The organism is Halomonas faecis (assembly GCF_010993975.1).
GTDB classification, from domain to species: domain Bacteria; phylum Pseudomonadota; class Gammaproteobacteria; order Pseudomonadales; family Halomonadaceae; genus Halomonas; species Halomonas faecis.
This window is the reverse complement of sequence record NZ_JAACZO010000052.1, coordinates 207,374-226,410: the sequence shown is the minus strand read 5'-3', so window position 1 is coordinate 226,410 and position 19,037 is coordinate 207,374. Positions and strand designations below refer to the sequence as shown.

The window sequence follows — 19,037 nt, the reverse complement described above, 5'->3', positions numbered from 1 at the left end:
AGTGGCCATACCGCCCGTCATTTGAAGTTCTTGCGCACGATCTTCTGCATCTCGCCGACGATGCCGCTGCGGAAGCTCAGCACGCAGATCACGAAGATCAGGCCGAGGATCGGGCTCACCCAGTTGCCCAGCGGCGACTGCGCCAGCATGTGCTGCAGGCTGACCACCAGACCGGCCCCCACCACCGGGCCGAACAGAGTGCCCACACCACCCAGCAGGGTCATCAGGATCACCTCGCCGGACATGTGCCAGTGGGCGTCGGTCAGCGAGGCGAGCTGGAAAACCACCGTCTTGGTGGAACCTGCCAGACCGGCGAGCCCCGCCGACAGCACGAAGGCCAGCAGCTTGTAAGCATCGACATTGTAGCCCAGCGACACCGCACGCGGTTCGTTCTCGCGGATGGCCTTGAGCACCTGCCCGTAAGGCGAGTGCACGGCCCGTTGGATGATGGCGAAGCCGATCAGGAAGACCGCAAAGACGAAGTAGTACATCGCCAGATTGCTACCCAGACTAAAGAGACCGAACAGCTCGCCGCGCGGCACGCCATGCAGGCCATCCTCGCCGCCGGTGAACGGCGCCTGGATGAAGACGAAGAACATCAACTGGGCCAGCGCCAGCGTGACCATGGCGAAGTAGATGCCCTGGCGCCGGATGGCCAGTACCCCGAACACCGCACCCAGCGCCACGGCGGCGGCAGTGCCGGTGAGGATGCCCAGCTCCGGCGTGAGAGCGGGATAGCTCGACAGCAAGAAGCCGGTGACGTAACCGCCGGTGGCCAGAAAGGCCGCATGACCGAAGGAGAGCAGGCCAGCGTAGCCGAGCAGCAGGTTGAAGGCGCAGGCGAACAACGCGAAGCACAGCACCTTCATCAGGAAGACCGGGTAGGCCAGGAAGGGAGCCACCAGCCCCACGGCCAACAGCGCCAGATAGAGCAGGTTGCGACGCTGGGAGGCGCGACGGGCACGCTCCATGGCAGGGGTGAGAGTTTGCGTCGTGGCCATCGTCATGCCTCCTTGCCGAACAGGCCGGCGGGTCGCAGCATCAGCACTAGGATCATCACCAGGAAGATCACGGTGTTGGCTGCCTCGGGGTAATACACCTTGGTGAGGCCTTCGATCAGCCCCATGCCCAGGCCGGTGAGAACCGCCCCCAGGATCGATCCCATGCCGCCGATCACCACCACGGCGAAGACCACGATCAACAGATTGGAGCCCATGGTGGGCGACACCGGATAGAGCGGAGCGGCCAGCACGCCGGCGAACGCCGCGAGCGCCACGCCGAAACCGTAGGTAAGGGTAATCAGCTGCGGCACGTTGACGCCGAAGGCCTGCATCAGTGCCGGGTTCTCGGTGCCCGCACGCAGGTAGGCGCCGAGCCGCGTGCGCTCGATCACGTACCAGGTGCCCAGACACACCACCAGTGCCGCCACCAGCACCCAGGCACGATAGGTGGGCAGGAACATGAAGCCCAGCTGCAGCCCCCCCTGCAGCGCTTCCGGCGTGGGGTAGCGAGCGCCGGAGACACCGAAGAAATTGACCAGCGAGCCTTCGAAGATCAGCGCCAGGCCGAAGGTGAGCAGCAGACCGTAGAGGTGATCGAGATGACCGATGCGACGCAGCAGCAATCGCTCGATCACCATGCCGAACGCCCCCACGATCAGCGGGGCCAGAACCAGCGCCGCCCAGTAACCGATGCCCAGGTATTGCATTCCCAGCAGGGTGGCGAAGGCACCGAGCATGTACATGGCCCCGTGGGCGAAGTTGACGATCTTCAGCAGGCCGAAGATCACCGCCAGGCCCAGGCTCAGCAGGGCGTAGAAGGCGCCGTTGATCAGGCCCAGCATGAGCTGGCCCATGAACACCGCCACCGGCACGCCGAATATCATCGTCATGTCAGATTCTCCTCGCCGTCAGAGGGGCGGCGGCTTGCGCCGCCGCCGGATCTCGCACGTCCGCTCAGTCGTTGACCAGCTTGCAATCGCTCTCGGAAAGCGGACGATAGGCCTCTTCGGCAGGAATGGTGGCCAGGATCTCGTAGAGGTCCCACTCATGGGTGGAGTCGGCCGGCGACTTGACCTCGGCGAGGTACATGTCGTGGACCATGCGTCCATCCTCGCGAATGCGCCCGTTGCGCGCAAAGAAGTCCTCGATGGGCTGCTCCATCATATGGCTGCGCACGGTCTGAGTATCGTCGCTGCCGGTGGCCTCCACGGCTTTCAGGTAGTGCATGGTGCTGGAGTAGATGCCCGCCTGGACCATGGTCGGCATGCGGCCCACGCGCTCGTAGTAGCGCTCGGCCCACTCGCGGGACTCGTCGTCCATGTTCCAGTACCAGCCAGTGGTAAGCAGCAGCCCCTGAGTGGTCTCGAGCCCCATGGCGTAGACGTCGTTGAGGAACACCAGAAGACCGGCCAGCTGCTGGCCACCCTGTACCAGGCCGAACTGACTTGCCGTATTGATGGCGTTGACCGTGTCGGCACCCGCGTTGGCCAGGCCGACGATTTTGGCACCGGAGCCCTGCGCCTGAAGGATGTAGGAGGAGAAGTCCTCGGTGGGGAAGGGGTGACGAATGCGATCGACGATGGTGCCGCCGTTGTCGGTGACCACCTTTTCCACATCGCTTTCCAGGGCGTGACCGAAGGCGTAGTCGGCGGTGAGCATGAACCAGGTGTCGCCCCCCTGATCGACGACTGCCTTGGCCGTACCGTTGGCCAGCGGGTAAGTGTCGTAGACCCAGTGGATGTGATTGGGCGTGCAGTGCTCATTGGTGATGCTGGACGCCGCCGACCCCGACACGATGCCCAGGCCATCGTTGGCCTCGAGCACATTGGTCACGGCGATGGTCACTGAGGACGCCACCATGCCGGCCACCAGGTCGACGTTGTCCTGGTCGATCCAGCCGCGCACGGTATTGGCACCCACGTCGGCGCTGTTGCGGTCGTCGGCGCTCATCACTTCGATGGGCGCCCCATTGACGCTACCGCCGAAATCCTCGATGGCCATTTCCAGCGCCTCGAGACCGCCCGGGCCGGCCAGGTCGCGGTAGGTGCCGGACATGTCGGCCAGATAGCCGATGCGGATCTCGCCGTCACTGATCTCGGCCTGGGCAGTGGCTGCCATCATGGAAGTGGCGGCGATGGCGATGCTGCTGGCGAGTGTCTTCTTGATGAAGGTCATTTTCGTCTCCTCGGCCCCAGCGGGGCTGTTGTTGTTGTAGCTGACGTTGCGCAGCGATGGGTTTGGGTGGGTGGAAGCCTGGACGCCAGGCGTGGCGCTGGCGCGGCGGTTTGGCCGGGGGCGAGCCGTACTCATACCCCCAGCAGGGAATGCAGGTGCGCGCGACGCGAAGGCAGTTCGGCCGCCGATATCTCCTCGATGATGCGGCCGTGCTCCATCACGTAGTGGCGATCGGCCAACGGGGCGGCGAAGCGGAAGTTCTGCTCCACCAGCACGATGGTCATGCCACGCTCCTTGAGCTTGACCAGCACGTCGCCCAGCGACTGGACGATGACCGGTGCCAGCCCCTCGGTGATCTCGTCGAGCAGGAGCAGCCGCGCACCGGTGCGCAGGATGCGCGCCATGGCCAGCATCTGCTGTTCCCCGCCGGAGAGGCGGGTGCCTTGGCTGCGCCGCCGCTCGTAGAGGTTGGGGAACATCGCGTAGATGTCATCGATGGACATTCCCCCGGAGCGCACCGTGGGCGGCAGCAGCAGGTTCTCCTCGACGTCGAGACTGGCGAAGATGCCGCGTTCCTCCGGGCAGTAGCCGACCCCTAGTCGTGGAATGCGGTGTGGCTTGACGTCGAGCGTCTCGTTGCCGTTGATCATGATCGAGCCGGTGCGCCGTCCCACCATGTTCATGATCGACTTGAGGGTGGTGCTGCGCCCGGCGCCATTGCGACCCAGCAGCGTCACCAGTTCGCCGCGTCTCACTTCGAAGTCGACGCCGTGCAGGATGTGCGATTCGCCGTAAAAGGCATGCAGGTCGCTGACCCTCAGCATTTCGGCGCCGTCGTGATCCCGGTAATGGGTCACACCGGTCTGTTCGGCGAGCTGATTCATGCCCCGGCCTCCTCTTCCGCGACTTCGCTGCCCATGTAGGCTTCCTTGACGCGCGGGTCGGAGGAGACGCTCTCGTAATCTCCCTCGGCCAGCACGCTGCCGCGGGCGAGCACGGTGATACGGTCACACAAGCGGCTGACCACGCTGAGGTTGTGCTCCACCATCAACACGGTGCGCCCCTTGGCCACACGGCGAATCAGCTCGACGATACGGTCGACGTCTTCGGCACCCATGCCCTGGGTCGGCTCGTCGAGCAACATCAGTGTCGGCTCCATGGCCAGGGTGGTGGCCACCTCCAGTGCTCGCTTGCGCCCGTAGGGCATCTCCACGGTGAGCACGTCGGCATAGTCGCGCAGGCCGACCTCGTCGAGCAGCGCCATGGCCCGCTCGTTGAGCGGTTCCAGGGAGCGCTCGGACTTCCAGAAATGGAAGGAGGTTCCCATGGGACGCTGCAGGGCGACCCGAACGTTCTCCAGCGCCGTCATGTGGCCGAACACCGCGGAAATCTGAAAGGAGCGCACCAACCCCATGCGCGCGATCTCGTTGGCCTTCATGCCGGTAATCGCCTTGCCGCGGTAGAGGATCTCGCCGCGGGTCGGCGGCAGGAACTTGGTGAGCAGGTTGAAGACGGTGGTCTTGCCGGCCCCGTTGGGGCCGATCAGGGCGTGGATATGCCCTTCTTCGACCTGCAGGTTGACATCGTCCACGGCGGTGAAGCCGCGAAACTCCTTGGTCAACCCACGGGTTTCGAGTGCGAACTCCTGGGTCATGTGGCGTCCTCTTCTGGACCGCCGCTGGCGATCCGCCGTTGCTGACGTTGTTGTCGTTGTAGAGAAGGCTCAGGACTCTCTAACCTTTACGTTAACGTAAGCTAGAGGACTCGCCACGCGGGAGCAATAGCTGAATCGCCGAACTCGACCAATGGCGTAGACGCCTGACAGTTCAATAGCTTGCAAACAAAAACGCGACGCCGGCCGGGGCGTCGCGCTGGTCTGTGGTAGGGGGCTGATCTGAAAAGGATTCGCCCGTCAGCACTCGATGGCATTGACGGCTAGGCCGCCGCGGGAGGTCTCCTTGTACTTGTCCTGCATGTCGCGCCCGGTGTCGCGCATGGTGCGAATCGCCCTGTCCAACGAAACGAAGTGTTCTCCGTCGCCGCGCAGCGCCATCTGGGCCGCGTTGATCGCCTTGACCGAAGCGATGGCATTGCGCTCGATGCAGGGGACCTGTACCAGCCCACCCACCGGGTCGCAGGTCAGCCCCAGGTTGTGTTCCAGACCGATCTCGGCGGCGTTCTCCACCTGAGCGACACTACCTCCCATGATCTCGGCGAGCCCGGCTGCGGCCATGGCGCAGGCCGACCCCACCTCCCCCTGGCAGCCCACCTCGGCCCCCGAGATGGAGGCGTTCTTCTTGCACAGAATGCCCACGGCACCGGCAGTGAGGAGGAAATTCACCATGTCGCGCTCACAGGCCCCGGACTTGAACTTCATATAATAGTGCAGCACGGCCGGAATGATGCCCGCCGCTCCATTGGTGGGAGCGGTGACCATGCGCCCGCCGGCGGCGTTCTCTTCGTTCACAGCCAGCGCGAAGACGTTGACCCAGTCCATGGCCGAGAATGTCGAGGCGATCAGGCTACCGTCGTCCTCGGCAGCCAGCAGGCGGCGCTGCAAACTGGCAGCGCGACGGCGGACATTGAGCCCACCGGGCAGCACGCCCTCCTGGTGCAACCCCTGCTCCACGCAGGACTGCATGGCCTCCCAGATCCCCCGAAGGCCGTCACGCACTTCCTCTTCGCTGCGCCAGGCCTTCTCGTTCGCGAGCATCAGCTCACTGATGCGCAGATCGTGCATGCGGCACAGCGCCATCAGCTCCGCCGCCGTATCGAAGTCGTAAGGCAGCGTCGTGCTGTCGGTATCCAACTCGCCGCGCGCGGCCTGGCCCTCATCGACCACGAAACCGCCGCCCACCGAGTAATAGGTGTTGCGAAACAGCTCATCGCTATGACCATGGGCGATCAGCGTCATGGCATTGGGGTGATAGGGCAGGCACTCCTCGTGCCACTGCATGTCGCGTGCCCACAGGAAGGGAATGGCCAGCCGGCCGTCGAGCAGCAGCGAGTTGGATTCCAGGAGCTCCTCGATGCAGGGCGCGACGATCGCCGGATCGAGCCTCTCGGGACGCTCGCCCATGAGTCCCATGATCACCGCTCGATCGGTACCGTGGCCGGCCCCGGTGGCCGACAACGAGCCATAGAGCCGCACCTCGACCCGGGCAACTCGCTCCAACTGCGCCCGCTCGCGCAGCGCCTGCACGAAATCATGGGCCGCCTTCATCGGCCCCACGGTGTGCGAGCTGGAGGGTCCGATACCGATCTTGAAGAGATCGAAGACGCTGATTGCCATGAGAATCACCTCTTTCGCCCGGGACGACCGAGCGCGCGTTGTTGGCGGGTGGCTTCACTTCACGACAGGCCTCGAATGCATGAGCAATGCTAAAGCCTGTTGCCATGTCACGGGGAATGATCCTATGTTGGAGTCCTTCCGCACGGCGGGCAAACGAAAATATCTTCTCTTCAGTATAGAATGACTAAAGCATGAGCCGACTCCTGCACGCCCAGACCCACGCCTGGCTGAAAGTCTTCGCGGTCAGTGCGCGACTGCTCTCGTTTACGCGCGCTGCCGAGGAGCTGCACGTGACCACGGGCGCCGTCAGCCAGCAGATCAAGCAGTTGGAGGCTCGGCTCGGCTTCAAGCTGTTCCGTCGCCTGCCCAGACGCCTGGAGTTGACCGAGGAGGGGCGACGCTTGGCCGCCGTGGTCGACGAGGCCTACCAGTCGGTGGGCATGGAGGTAAAACGCCTGCGCAGCGGCGTGATGAGCGGTATCTTGCGTCTGCGCAGCGTGCCGGCCTTCCTCAGCCTGTGGCTGATGCCACGCCTGCCGCGCCTGCAAGCCCGCTTTCCCGACATCGAACTGCAGGTGATCGCCGAGGACAGCAGCCTGTCACTGCGCGAAGGCGAGTTCGACCTGGCCCTCGACCTGGGCGACGGGCACTATCCGGGCTTGCATGTCACGCCACTGATGGAAGAGGAGATCTTTCCCGTCTGCTCACCGTCGCTGCTGCGCCGGCGCCCACCGCTGTCGCGTCCTGCGGACCTTGCCTGGTACCCACTGCTTCACGACGTCACCGCCTGGCGAGGCAGCCAGCCGTACGCCCAGTGGGAGCACTATCTACGGGCGGTCGGCGCCGAGCCGTTCAACGTTCGCCGCGGCTATACCTTCAACCGACACCGTCTCGCCCAGGAGGCAGCCGTCGCTGGCATGGGAGTCGCCATCGCCCGCCAGGCGCTGCTCACCGACGAGCTCAGTACCGGTGCGCTGATCGCTCCGTTCAGCGAGCGCGTCCGCACCGGCAAGCGCTACGGCATCGTCTATCCAAGTGGCTCGCTGGACGATCGCCGCGTGGCCGCCGTGCACGACTGGATCGTAGAGGAAGCCCGCCGCCACGTCACGGCGCTAGGAGAGCGGGAAGCAACCTTGTAAAATTGGCCGACACTCGCCCCACGACTCGACGACAAGGACGCGCACCATGCCAAGGAACGTTCCTTCACCGCCCGACTCCATCGGCTTTCGCGCCGTCTGTGTGCGAGCGACCCTCTATGTCCTGCTCGTGGCCTGCCTGGCTCAAGGTGCCTACCTCGAAGCGCTTTACCTTCCCGACAATCGCTTTTCCGAGCGAGGCTTCACCGAATTCGCTCAGGCCGCCTGCTTGGCGCTGACCGCCCTAGTGCTTCTGTACTCGCGCCTCGCATACCGCCAACTCCCGTACATCACCTTGCTGCTTCTCGCCTTCGTCGTCGCATCGCTGATCCGTGAGCAAGATTACTGGCTGGACAACCTGATTGCCCGCAACACCTGGAAAGTCCTCGTAGCGCTCGTGGTGATCCCCTCCCTCTACCGAGTGATCCACCAGCGTCGCCAGTTCATCGACGAGTTCGCCCACTACTCGAACACTTTCTCGTTCGGACTGTTCGCTGCCGGCTTCCTGACCACCTACGTCTTCTCTCGACTCTACGGTCGTGCCGACTTCTGGATGGCAGTGCTCGAGGAAGCCTACGTGCGCGACTTCAAGAGCGCAGCCGAAGAACTGGTTGAACTGCTCGGCTACGCATTCTTGCTCATTGCCGCCATCGAGTTGCTACTGCTCGCCAGACGCTGGGCAGTGGCACGGCAACGCTCCGCTTGACGTTAGCGGACGAGATCGCCATGCCCCAGCAAACGCGCGCGAAAAAAACGCCCGCAGCCATCGTATGGCACCGCGGGCGTCGGACCGGGTGAGCTTGTAGCGCCGGCTTACTCGTCCAGGAACGAGCGCAGCGGCTCGGAACGGCTGGGGTGGCGCAGCTTGCGCAACGCCTTGGCCTCGATCTGACGGATGCGCTCGCGGGTGACATCGAACTGCTTGCCGACCTCCTCGAGGGTGTGGTCGGTGTTCATGTCGATGCCGAAGCGCATACGCAGCACCTTGGCCTCACGGGCAGTGAGGCCGCCAAGGACGTTGCGAGTCGCTTCGATCAACCCTTCGCCGGTCGCCGAATCGAGGGGCAGAATCATGGTGCCGTCCTCGATGAAGTCCCCCAAGTGCGAATCGTCGTCGTCGCCGATGGGCGTCTCCATGGAGATCGGCTCCTTGGCGATCTTGAGCACCTTGCGCACCTTGTCCTCGGGCATCTCGAGTCGCTCGCCCAGCTCCTCCGGGGTCGGTTCGCGCCCCATCTCCTGCAGCATCTGCCGCGACACGCGGTTGAGCTTGTTGATGGTCTCGATCATGTGCACCGGAATGCGGATGGTGCGTGCCTGGTCGGCGATCGAGCGGGTGATCGCCTGGCGGATCCACCAGGTGGCGTAAGTGGAGAACTTGTAGCCACGACGGTATTCGAACTTGTCCACCGCCTTCATCAGGCCGATGTTGCCCTCCTGGATCAGATCCAGGAACTGCAGGCCGCGGTTGGTGTACTTCTTGGCGATGGAAATCACCAAGCGCAAGTTGGCCTCGACCATCTCCTTCTTGGCCCGGCGCGCCTTGGCCTCGCCGATGGAGAGCCGACGATTGACCTCCTTGAGCTCGGGCACCGCCAGCTGCACCATTTCCTCTTCGAAGGCGATGCGCCGCTGCGACCGCAGGATATCGCCGCGCAGCGCCTCGAGCCGATCCGCGTACTTGGCGTGATTGGCGATGAAGTCGTCCAGCCAGTCCTGACGGGATTCGTTGCCCGGAAACGCCTTGATGAACGTCTTGCGAGGCACCTTGGCCTGCTTGACGAACAGCTGCATGAGCGCCTTCTCCTGGGCGCGCACCTGCTCGACACTGATTCGTACCTGACCTACCAGGCGCTCGAAATGCTTGGGCACCAGCTTGATCGGCGAGAACAGCTCGGCCAGTCGTGCCAGCTCGGCTCGTGCCTCGGCGGAGGCCCGGCCATGCTCAGCGATGACCGCCTGGGCCAGGGCGTTCTGCTCGCGAATCTGCTCGAAGCGCGCTCGCGCCTCCTCCGGATCGGGCCCCCCCTCGTTGCTGCTGGTGTCGTCCTCTTCGGCATCGGCGTCGTCGCCCTCGCCGTTCTCGTCGAGCTCCGACTGGGGCTCGGGCTCGGGAACCTCGGCCTCGGCCACGCCGGGAATGCCCTCATCGGGATCGATGAAGCCGGAAAACAGATCGGACAGCCGCCCCGGCGCTTCCTCGTCCTGGGTGGCATCGTAGGCGTCTAGAATCGAATCCACCGCACCCGGCAACCAGGCCAGCGCGGACATGACCTCCCGGGTTCCCTCCTCGATGCGCTTGGCGATCTCGATCTCGCCCTCGCGGGTGAGAAGCTCCACGGTACCCATCTCGCGCATGTACATGCGCACCGGGTCGGTGGTGCGACCCACGTCGCTCTCCACCGCCGCCAGGGCGGCTACGGCCTCTTCTGCCGCCGACTCGTCGGTGGAGTGATCGGACATCATCAGGGTGTCTTCATCGGGGGCTTCCTCGACGACACTGATACCCATGTCATTGATCATGCCGATGATGTCTTCCACCTGATCGGGGTCGGCAATATCCTCGGGAAGGTGGTCGTTGACCTCGGCATAGGTCAGGAAGCCCTGTTCCTTGCCGCGCGCGATCAACTCCTTCAGACGCGACTGTTGCTGCGCATTTCCAGCCATAGAAACCCTATCTCGACGAAGAAGAATGAAGCACCTGAAGCGCCGGGCGGAGAAAAGTCATCAAGCCGAACAGTATAACGGGAAAGCCGGGGTTCCCGCCAGTTCGGCCATTTGCTCGTCATCTCAGGTGTGTTAATTTGTTTGGTTATGCTGGCGCCGGGTAATTACCCTCTATGTGGTGATGGTCGGAGACATTTCAACCCCCAGGCCAACACCTTGCCGCCGGCTAGGCTTTCAATTCCTGCAGCAGCATCGCCAGCCGTTCTCTAGCCTCGCGCGGCAGTCGCTCGCCTTGGCGCTCTCTGGCCAGCAACGCCTCGTACTCTTCACGCGGCGACTGCCGCCGACAGTGCCGACGCAGGTGAGCCACCAATCCATCGAGCTCGGCACGGCGGGCCTCGCGCGGAATCAGCAGCTCGCGACGCACCAGTGCCGTCAAGCGCTGTCCCGCCTCACTCCCGTGGAAGTGCGCCAGCAATACCTGTGAACTTCGGTAGCGTCCGGCTCGCAACAATCGCACCACCTCGCGACACAGCGTCGCGTCTCCCGTCGCCTTTTCGGGCAACCATTCGGAGACATCGGGCAGACGATCCACCAACCCAGGCTCGTGCACCAGCAGTTGAAGAATCCTCGCCAGGGGCTCCAGGGCCGTCTCTGCCGCCGGCTGCGGCCGAGACGGAAGCTGCTGCGCCGCTTCGTCGGCCGGTGGCGAATCCAGCGTCGCCGCCTTCGACTCGGAGCGCGCCATGAGCGCCGTTAAGCGTGTTTCATCGACCCCAGTGCGCCGCGAGAGTTCGCCGAGCAGCAGCGTGCGAAGAACGCCCTCCGGCAATCTGCCGATGACGCCCAGCACCTGGCTAGCATAGCGCTCGCGATCCTCGATGCGAGCCAGATCGCGGCCCCGCGCCGCCTGGTCGAAGAGGAACTCCGACAGCGGGCTGGCGCAGGTGATGCGATCCGAGAAGGCCTCGCTCCCCTCGCGGCGCACCAGGCTGTCCGGATCCTCCCCCTCGGGCAGGAACAGGAAGCGTGCCTGACGGCCGTCGATCATCAGCGGCAGCACCGTCTCGAGCGCCCGCGCCGCCGCCTGGCGGCCGGCACGGTCGCCGTCGAAGCAGAACACCACCTCGTCGGCGACCCGAAACAGCCGCGCCAGGTGTTCCTCGCTGGTCGCGGTACCCAGCGTCGCCACGGCATTGCGAATGCCGAACTGCGCCAGCGCCACCACATCCATGTAGCCTTCGACGATCAACAGCCGTTCGAGACGGGCATTGGCCTGGCGCGCCTCGTACAGACCGTAGAGTTCACGCCCCTTGTGAAACACCGGCGTTTCCGGCGAGTTCAGATACTTCGGCTTGGCATCGCCGAGCACTCTCCCACCGAAGGCGATGGTGCGACCGCGCACGTCGCGGATGGGGAACATCACCCGGTCGCGGAAGCGATCATAGGTGCGCCCACTCTCCTCGCGGTGCACCAGCAGGCCGTACTCCACCTGCACCGCTTCAGGGATGCCGCGCTCGGAGAGGTGCCGCTTGAGCCCCTCCCAACCGTCGGGCGCATAGCCGATACCGAAATCGGCCAGTACCTCGCGCGACAACCCGCGCCTCGACAGGTAGTCGCGTGCCGCCTGCGCCTCGGGCATGTTCAACCGCTCGCGAAAGAAACTCGCCGCCAACTCGAGCAGGTTGACTCCTTCCTTGCGCTTGCGCTCCCGCGCCTGGGCCTGGGGGTCGTCACGCCCTTCCCGCGGCACCTCCAAGCCCAGGCGTCCCGCCAGCTGTTCCACGGCCTCGGGAAACGACAAGCGTTCGTACTCCATCAGAAAGCGCAGGGCATTGCCGTGGGCGCCGCAGCCGAAACAGTGATAGAACTGCTTGTCGGCGCTGACGGTGAACGAAGGCGTCTTCTCCTGATGGAAGGGACACAGCCCCGAATGATTGCGGCCGGTTTTCTTGAGCGCCACGCGCTCGCCAACCACCTCGACCACGTCGACACGGGCCAGCAGATCGTCGATGAAGCGCTGTGGAATCGGACCGGCCATGGTAATACGCCACGTCAGATGGGAATGGCGGCCGCGAGGCGGCGGAATCGGGGGCGGCCGACCAGCCAGTGGAAAAACAAGCGGCCACCTACCGGCGGCCGCTTGCTCGTCCTTCCGGAGCAGTCGACGCAGAGCGCCGCAGCCGCTCCACAGTACGGATCAATAGAGCCGTTCGAAACGCTTGCGCTCACGCTGAAGCTTCTTGGCGTGACGCTTGACCGCGGCCGCCGCCTTGCGCTTGCGCTCTGCCGTCGGCTTCTCGTAGTGTTCGCGACGGCGAACCTCGGACAGAATGCCGGCTTTTTCACAGGAACGCTTGAAGCGACGCAGGGCGACGTCAAACGGCTCGTTATCACGTACTTTGACAGAAGGCATTAAGCACTCACCTACCTTAAGGAATCTCGAGTTCGGTTTGTACGCACACCCTCCACGAACGTTTCCCCTGCGTACATCCTACCCATTACGTTGGGCAGCGATGCGCCGCCATCGTTCATGGCGACCGCAGCATGATGGAAACGCCCTCTGGATGCACGACCCAGTGTTGCAGCGCACGATATTCTAGTCGTCGGCAACGCGCTTTGCAAATGCCCCACCGTGGAAGCCGGCGTTGGCTTGACGCCACCCTGGGTGTCGGCGCACTGGGCTTGCCCTGCCGGCACGACCGAGCTAACTTTCTATCGACATTCGTCAAGAATTTTTAACAATCCATCCATGAATGCCGCCCCATGGCCTGCCGTCGCCGATGACCATTCGCAACCTCCTGATCACCCTGTTGACCCTGTTGGGGGTGCTGATTCTGGTCGGCTCGAGCTGGGAAGTCCGCGAGATCCGCGCCAAGCGGGATGCGGCCCAGTGGGTACACCAAAGCCATCGCATAGCCGACCTTTCCCTGCGCGCCAGCGGCATCATGGCCATGGAGCGCGGCATCACCGCCGCAATCCTCTCGAACCCCGCCGGGGCCAACCCCGACATGCTCTACGAAATGGCCCAGCAACGGCGCAACGGCGACGAACTCTATGGCGCCATTCTCTCGACCGCTTCACCGCTTGCTAGTGCCGATAACGCCCACCCGCTGGCGCGCAGCCTGCAACGGCTGACCCAGCATCGAGAGGCGCTGGAAACGGCACGCCTCCAGGTCGATCGACGTCTCGCCGGCGCGGCGGCACCCGCCGACGAGAAACAATGGATCGCCCTGGCAACGCGTCATATCCAGGCATTGTCGGACCTGCGCGACGCCACCACTCACCCCATGCCCGGCAACCTCTATTCCCACACCGCCAACCCGGTGATCAGGGAGGTGCTGTTCAACGTCAGCGAGCACGCCGGACGCGAGCGGGCCATCATCGGAGCGGCCATCGCCCAGAACCGGCCACTCAACGCCGCCGACCTGGAGTTGCTGGAGCGCTACCGCGACATCGTCGACGCCTCGCTCGAACGTGCCGACACCCTCATCCGACAGCTGCCGGATACCCCTGAGCTGGCTGCGGCACGCGACGCACTCGAAGCGGGCTTCCTGGGTGACTATCAGGCGCTGCGCCAGGCCGTCCATGCAGCCAGCCGCCGGCAGGCTCCCTACCCGGTCAGCGCCGCCGAATGGTACCAGCGGGCCACGACCGGCATCGACACGGTACTGGCGCTCTCCGAGACCGTCAGCGAGCACTTCGAGGCCAGCCTGGAACGACTACACAACCACACCGTGCTCTCGGCAACCCTGGTCGCCTTCTCGATCCTGACGGCGATCAGCGTGTTTCTCGTCGCCGTCTGGTCCATTCGCCGCCGCATCCTGCAGCCGCTCGAGCGGCTCGAAACCTCGGTGAACCGGGTGGCAGGTGGCTGCCTCGAGACACCGCTTCCCCCCTTCCGCAACGATGAGATCGGCACCCTGGCGCACGCCTTCGAGCACCTGCGCACCCACCTGATCGACGACATCACGCGGCGCGAAGCCACCGAGGTGGAGCTGCGGAAGATCTCCCATGCCATGGAGCAGAGTGCGGATTCGGTCATCATCACCGACCGCCACCGCACGATCCAATACGTCAACGGCGCCTTCGAACGACTGCGTGGCTACCGCCGCGACGACATCATCGGGCTGAACGCACGCATACTGAAAAGCCACGAGCGGAACTCCCCCGAACTCTACCAGGGGTTCCGCAACGCCATGGCGGATGGCGAACCCTTCCGCGCCACCCTCATCAACCTGTCGGCCAGCGGCCAGCCGTATTATGAAGAGATAGCGGTTTCGCCATTGTACGACGAGCTCGGTGAGATCACCCACTACGTGGCCAACGGCCGGGACGTCAGCGAGCGGATTCGTGCCGAGCAGGAGCTCAGGAAGCTCAACCAGGCCATCGACCAGAGCGTCAGTTCGATCGTCATCACCGATGCCAACGGCATCACCGAATACGTCAACCCGCAGTTCACCCGCACCACCGGCTACCGCCCCGAGGAGATCAAGGGTCGGCGGATTCACCTGCTGGAACCCGGCCGGCTTCCCCGGCGCCAGTACCGCAACCTGCGCCGCACCCTTCAGCAGGGCAAGGTTTGGGAGGGAGAGATACTCAGCCGGCGCAAGAACGGCCAGGCCTTCTGGGAACTGGCCTCGATCAGTCCGGTACGCAACCAGCATGGCATCATCACTCACTTCGTGGGCATTCATTACGACATCAGCGAACGCAAGCAGATGGAGGAGCAGATCAACTTCCTCGCCTACTACGACGATCTGACGAACCTGCCCAACCGTACGCTGCTGGCCAGACGCTTCGACGAGATGGCACGCCACAGCCTGCAGCGAGACCGGCAGGTCGCCCTGCTGTCGCTCGACATCAGCCGCTTCCACTTGATCAATGACAGCCTGGGACACCGGGTCGGCGACCAAGTACTGCAAACCGTCGGCCAGCGGCTGGGCGAATGTGCCCGCGACCGGGACACCGTCGCCCGCTATGCCGGCGACGAATTCGTGGTCATCCTGGCCGACGCCCCGCACCATGACGGCATCGCCGCCGTTGCCCAGCGCATGATCGATGCCGTTGTCCGCCCCATGTGCATCGAGGGGCATGAACTGCACATCAACATGCACGGCGGCATCAGCGTCCTGCCGCGGGACGGCGAGGATCTCGAAACCCTGCTCAGCAACGCCACCACCGCCCAGCACATGGCGGCACGTGAAGGTCAGAAAGCGTTCCGCTTCTTCACCGAGGACCTCAATGCGTCGGCCCTGCAGCGCCTGGCCCTGGAGCAAGACCTGCGGCGTGCCCTTGAGCGAAACGCGCTCGAACTGCACTACCAGCCCAAGGTCGACTTCGCCAGCGGCGAAGTGGTGGGTGTGGAAGCGCTCGCCCGCTGGCATCATCCCAGCGAGGGCAATGTCTCCCCCATGCACTTCATCCCGATTGCCGAGGAGACCGGGCTGATCCAGCCGCTCGGCGAGTGGGCACTGCGCGAGGCGTGTCGCCAGGGCCAGGCCTGGCAGCAGCAAGGCCAACCGCCGCTAGTCATGGCGGTCAACCTTTCCGCCCGGCAACTGCAGCAGCCGGACCTGACGGCCACCGTCGGCAGAATCCTCGCCGATACAGGACTCGACCCCGCCTTGCTGGAACTGGAGCTGACCGAAAGCGCGGTAATGGAGCATCCCGAAGAGACCATCGCCGTGCTCAACGAGCTCAAGAGTCTGGGCGTGCGCCTGGCCGTGGACGATTTCGGTACCGGCTATTCCAGCCTGGCGTACCTTCGCCGCTTCCCTTTCGACACCCTGAAGATCGACCGCAGCTTCATCACCAACATCACCACCTCGCCGGATGAGGCCTCCATCGCCCAGACCATCATCGCCATGGGGCAAGGACTGCGCCTCCAGGTCGTCGCCGAGGGGGTGGAAACCGAAGCCCAGGCCGCCTACTTGCGTCGACGCCACTGCGACCAGCTGCAAGGCTACCTGTTCAGTCGCCCCTTGCCGGCGGCGGACATGGAGCGACTGTTCAGGGAGCAGCGTCGCCTGACGATAGCCACCGACGCCCACTCGCTCGGCGGCCGTTCGCTGCTGTTGGTGACCCCTGACGAAGAAGCGCTGGAAGCGCTGTGCCGTCCGCTGCGTGACGCCGGCTACCGGACATTGACCGCCACCGACGTGGAGACGGCCTTCGACCTGCTCGCGCTCAACGCCATACGCGTGGTGATCGGCGACATCTCCCTGCCGGACATGCCCGGGCTCGAATTTGTGGAGCGGGTCCAGGCTCTCTACCCCGAAATCGCCCGCCTGGCCCTGGCCGGAGCGCCGGATGCCGACCAGGCAGTCGATGCCAGCGACCGCGGCCAGCTCCACGGCTGGCTGAACAAAGGGTGTCGTGGCGAGGAACTGCAAGAACGGGTCCAGGCCGCTTTCTCGCTGGCCACGGCCAACGACGATGAACTCTGCGACGCCCACTGCCGCTGACATCCCGCCGCTCCCAGATTGGCCGGGCAACTTGCCTTTTCGCCTAAGGCACTGAGCCACGAGCTTCGTCCATCGAATGGTGAATGCCCGTGGCTCAGCGGGAGCAACGCCTAAGCGGGCTCCGCTAGCACTGCGGCTAGGGTTTCGGGATGGGTTACCGGCTCTGACTTCGCGGGATCGCGGCGGTCCAGAACGAATCCGCCCATCAGTGCGTTGAGGTGCTCCGACTCTTCGCGCATTTCGGCCGCTGCAGAAGAGGCCTGCTCCACCAGGGCAACATTGCGCTGGGTGTTGCCATCCAACTCGCTGACGGCCTGATTGACTTGGCTGATGCCTACGCTCTGCTCACGGGCGCCGGCACTGATTTCGGCAATCACGGAATTGACCCGTTCGACGCTATGGACCATGTCCTGCATGGTCCTTCCAGCGTGTTGCACGATCTGGGCACCATCCTGGGTGTGCTCCACCGAGGCTTCGATAAGCTGACGTATTTCCCTTGCAGCATCGGTGCTGCGACTGGCCAGCACGCGCACTTCTTGCGCCACCACGGCAAAACCACGCCCGTGCTCGCTGGCACGCGCCGCCTCTACCGAGGCATTCAACGCCAGAATGTTGGTCTGAAATGCGATGTTGTCGATCAGCGTAATTATTTCGGCAATGCGCGCAGCAGAGGCATTGATGTCCGTCATGGTACCGCCCACCTCTTCCATGGCCGCCTCCCCCTTGCGCGCCACCACTGCGGCCGACAGCGCCAGCTCATTGGCCTGCTGTGCCGATTCGGCACTTTGGTTGACCGTCGCGGTGATCTGCTCCATGGAAGCCGACGTTTCCTGCAGGCTCGATGCCTCCTGTTCCGTGCGGGCCGCCAGGGATTCGCTGCCGTGAGCGATTTCCTCAGCGGCTGCATGGACACGTTGGGCACTGCCTTTGACCTCCAGCAGCAGCTCCTGCATCCTCGCCGCAAAGGCATTGAACTGTATTGCCAGCGTGCCGATTTCATCCTGATGCGTCACGCTCAGGCGCCGTGTCAGATCACCGTCGCCCTCGGCAATCTCGCGCATGGCCTGGGCCGTCTGGCGCAGCCGCAGCACCGTACTGCGACCAATCAGCACCGCCACCAGGAGCGCCAATCCCGCCACACCGCCGGCAATCACACCGTTTCCGACCAGCTCCTGCTTGGCCGCATCACGCAACCCTTGCACCGATGTCAGCACGCTCTCCGCCAGGTCGTCCTCAACGTCCTTGAGACGATCGATCTTCACCGATTGCTGCTCGAACCAGACCTCGGGATCCACGCCAAACGCCTGTCGCGACTCACTGTGCAGAACCGCCTTCCGCAGACCTTCCAACCGCTCGACCGGTGCTTCGGCCAACGTCTCACGCAGCAGCACGCGCTGCTCAGCCGTGGCCAGAATCCGGAAAGTGTCCAGTTGGGCCTCCTGGGCACCGATCAGAGAGACGAAGTGCTGATACTCATCGGCACCGATACGATCCCTACCAAAGGCCAGGGACAAGCGTGCACGCTCGATCCCAGCCAGCTCCTTGGCACGCAAAAGACTGTAGTAGGCCGCCAGAGAGCGCGTGGTCTGCGCCTCATCCGTGTCATGGCTAAGCTGGCCCACGATGCTGATCAATTCAGTATTCAGCTCCGTGTACTGATCCGATGCCTGACCGGCGGTGGCACTCAGCTCATCCACCTGGTGCCGCAGTGCGGCCATGCCGGATAGCCCGTCTTGCACACCCTCGATCAGCTGTCTGGTTTGCGCATCGCCAGTGGGGCCGCCCAATGCCTTTAATCGTTCCTGGAACAGCGTGACACGGCGATCGGTTCGCTCTCGCTGCTCCCGCAGTTCAGTAACGAACCGATCACCTTGCGTACCAATGAAAATCGCCGTGCCACCGCGCTCTCGCTGCAGCTCATGAACAAGGTCCCCAGCAGTCAGCGCCAGCCTGGTCAAACCGTGCAGTTGGCCCATGTCGCTGACCACACTCTGACGCTCCATCAACTGCAATCCAGCAAATCCCCCCATGGCCAGCAACGGCAACATTAGTGCCAACAATATCTTATAACCAATTGAAATATCTCTAAAGAAATACATCTCGCCCCCTTGCGACACCCCAGTGGGTGCCACGATATTGTTGTCATTTCATCTATATTTAGGTCTCCCCATCACGCAGCGTATGCGATTGTCAAACAGGCCGCATGACACAGATCAACTATGGCTAATACAATGCTCCTTTCAGCCCCACACCGCACACAATGAACCCTCACGATAGGACGCATGCGATCAGGGCAAGC

13 protein-coding genes are annotated in these 19,037 nt (G+C 63.9%); 3 read left to right on the top strand and 10 right to left on the bottom strand.

Annotation, left to right across the window (positions count from 1 at the left end):
• Nucleotides 1-17: 17 nt before the first annotated feature.
• The 6 genes from GFD32_RS15630 to GFD32_RS15605 form a co-directional block, all read right to left on the bottom strand.
• Nucleotides 18-1,001, bottom strand: a complete 984-nt coding sequence (locus GFD32_RS15630; RefSeq protein ID WP_163577516.1) for a branched-chain amino acid ABC transporter permease — start codon at nucleotides 999-1,001, stop codon at nucleotides 18-20.
• A 2-nt stretch (nucleotides 1,002-1,003) separates the two neighbouring features.
• Nucleotides 1,004-1,891 carry a branched-chain amino acid ABC transporter permease gene (locus GFD32_RS15625; RefSeq protein WP_163577515.1) on the bottom strand — a complete coding sequence of 296 codons (888 nt, stop codon included), beginning with the start codon at nucleotides 1,889-1,891 and terminating at the stop codon, nucleotides 1,004-1,006.
• Between the two features lie 64 nt (nucleotides 1,892-1,955).
• Nucleotides 1,956-3,176: an ABC transporter substrate-binding protein gene (locus GFD32_RS15620; RefSeq protein ID WP_163577514.1), complete on the bottom strand. Its 1,221-nt coding sequence runs from the start codon at nucleotides 3,174-3,176 to the stop codon at nucleotides 1,956-1,958.
• Nucleotides 3,177-3,307: 131 nt separating this feature from the next.
• On the bottom strand, nucleotides 3,308-4,060 hold the full coding sequence (locus GFD32_RS15615) for an ABC transporter ATP-binding protein (RefSeq protein WP_240455677.1): 753 nt from the start codon (nucleotides 4,058-4,060) through the stop codon (nucleotides 3,308-3,310).
• Nucleotides 4,057-4,830 (bottom strand): ABC transporter ATP-binding protein, encoded by a 774-nt coding sequence (locus GFD32_RS15610; RefSeq protein ID WP_163577513.1) that lies wholly within the window; start codon nucleotides 4,828-4,830, stop codon nucleotides 4,057-4,059. The genes GFD32_RS15615 and GFD32_RS15610 overlap by 4 nt, the downstream gene beginning before the upstream one ends.
• Before the next feature lie 258 nt (nucleotides 4,831-5,088).
• Nucleotides 5,089-6,468, bottom strand: a complete 1,380-nt coding sequence (locus tag GFD32_RS15605) for an L-serine ammonia-lyase (RefSeq protein ID WP_163577512.1) — start codon at nucleotides 6,466-6,468, stop codon at nucleotides 5,089-5,091.
• Between the two features lie 191 nt (nucleotides 6,469-6,659).
• Here GFD32_RS15605 and GFD32_RS15600 point away from each other — a divergent pair, with 191 nt between their 5' ends.
• Together GFD32_RS15600 and GFD32_RS15595 are read left to right on the top strand one after the other, a co-directional pair.
• Nucleotides 6,660-7,607 (top strand): LysR substrate-binding domain-containing protein, encoded by a 948-nt coding sequence (locus tag GFD32_RS15600; protein ID WP_163577511.1) that lies wholly within the window; start codon nucleotides 6,660-6,662, stop codon nucleotides 7,605-7,607.
• A gap of 46 nt (nucleotides 7,608-7,653) precedes the next feature.
• The gene (locus GFD32_RS15595; protein ID WP_163577510.1) at nucleotides 7,654-8,310 is read left to right on the top strand and encodes a hypothetical protein; all 657 of its coding nucleotides are present in this window, start codon (nucleotides 7,654-7,656) and stop codon (nucleotides 8,308-8,310) included.
• 107 nt (nucleotides 8,311-8,417) lie between these two features.
• Here the strand turns inward: GFD32_RS15595 and rpoD are convergent, their stop codons facing one another.
• From rpoD to rpsU, 3 genes are all read right to left on the bottom strand, one after another.
• A complete protein-coding gene (rpoD, locus tag GFD32_RS15590) occupies nucleotides 8,418-10,271 on the bottom strand; it encodes an RNA polymerase sigma factor RpoD (RefSeq protein ID WP_163577509.1) in 1,854 nt (617 codons plus the stop codon).
• A gap of 226 nt (nucleotides 10,272-10,497) precedes the next feature.
• Nucleotides 10,498-12,312, bottom strand: coding sequence for a DNA primase (gene dnaG / locus GFD32_RS15585; protein ID WP_163577508.1), 1,815 nt, complete (start codon nucleotides 12,310-12,312; stop codon nucleotides 10,498-10,500).
• Nucleotides 12,313-12,471: 159 nt separating this feature from the next.
• Complete coding sequence (gene rpsU / locus GFD32_RS15580) at nucleotides 12,472-12,687, bottom strand: 30S ribosomal protein S21 (protein ID WP_010629611.1); 216 nt, start codon at nucleotides 12,685-12,687, stop codon at nucleotides 12,472-12,474.
• 367 nt (nucleotides 12,688-13,054) lie between these two features.
• On the opposite strand from rpsU, the gene GFD32_RS15575 reads away from it, so the two are divergent.
• Complete coding sequence (locus GFD32_RS15575) at nucleotides 13,055-16,738, top strand: EAL domain-containing protein (RefSeq protein WP_163577507.1); 3,684 nt, start codon at nucleotides 13,055-13,057, stop codon at nucleotides 16,736-16,738.
• Between the two features lie 110 nt (nucleotides 16,739-16,848).
• Here GFD32_RS15575 and GFD32_RS15570 read toward each other — a convergent pair whose 3' ends face one another.
• Nucleotides 16,849-18,837, bottom strand: a complete 1,989-nt coding sequence (locus GFD32_RS15570; RefSeq protein WP_163577506.1) for a methyl-accepting chemotaxis protein — start codon at nucleotides 18,835-18,837, stop codon at nucleotides 16,849-16,851.
• Nucleotides 18,838-19,037: the final 200 nt, after the last annotated feature.

Bases quoted from the DNA above. Each gene is read 5' to 3' on its own strand.
- GFD32_RS15570 (WP_163577506.1), bottom strand. From the start codon at position 18,837: ATGTATTTCTTTAGAGATATTTCAATTGGTTATAAGATATTGTTGGCA.
- GFD32_RS15575 (WP_163577507.1), top strand. From the start codon at position 13,055: ATGACCATTCGCAACCTCCTGATCACCCTGTTGACCCTGTTGGGGGTG.
- GFD32_RS15610 (WP_163577513.1), bottom strand. From the start codon at position 4,830: ATGACCCAGGAGTTCGCACTCGAAACCCGTGGGTTGACCAAGGAGTTT.
- rpoD (WP_163577509.1), bottom strand. From the start codon at position 10,271: ATGGCTGGAAATGCGCAGCAACAGTCGCGTCTGAAGGAGTTGATCGCG.
- GFD32_RS15600 (WP_163577511.1), top strand. From the start codon at position 6,660: ATGAGCCGACTCCTGCACGCCCAGACCCACGCCTGGCTGAAAGTCTTC.
- GFD32_RS15605 (WP_163577512.1), bottom strand. From the start codon at position 6,468: ATGGCAATCAGCGTCTTCGATCTCTTCAAGATCGGTATCGGACCCTCC.
- GFD32_RS15625 (WP_163577515.1), bottom strand. From the start codon at position 1,891: ATGACGATGATATTCGGCGTGCCGGTGGCGGTGTTCATGGGCCAGCTC.
- rpsU (WP_010629611.1), bottom strand. From the start codon at position 12,687: ATGCCTTCTGTCAAAGTACGTGATAACGAGCCGTTTGACGTCGCCCTG.
- dnaG (WP_163577508.1), bottom strand. From the start codon at position 12,312: ATGGCCGGTCCGATTCCACAGCGCTTCATCGACGATCTGCTGGCCCGT.
- GFD32_RS15595 (WP_163577510.1), top strand. From the start codon at position 7,654: ATGCCAAGGAACGTTCCTTCACCGCCCGACTCCATCGGCTTTCGCGCC.
- GFD32_RS15620 (WP_163577514.1), bottom strand. From the start codon at position 3,176: ATGACCTTCATCAAGAAGACACTCGCCAGCAGCATCGCCATCGCCGCC.
- GFD32_RS15615 (WP_240455677.1), bottom strand. From the start codon at position 4,060: ATGAATCAGCTCGCCGAACAGACCGGTGTGACCCATTACCGGGATCAC.
- GFD32_RS15630 (WP_163577516.1), bottom strand. From the start codon at position 1,001: ATGGCCACGACGCAAACTCTCACCCCTGCCATGGAGCGTGCCCGTCGC.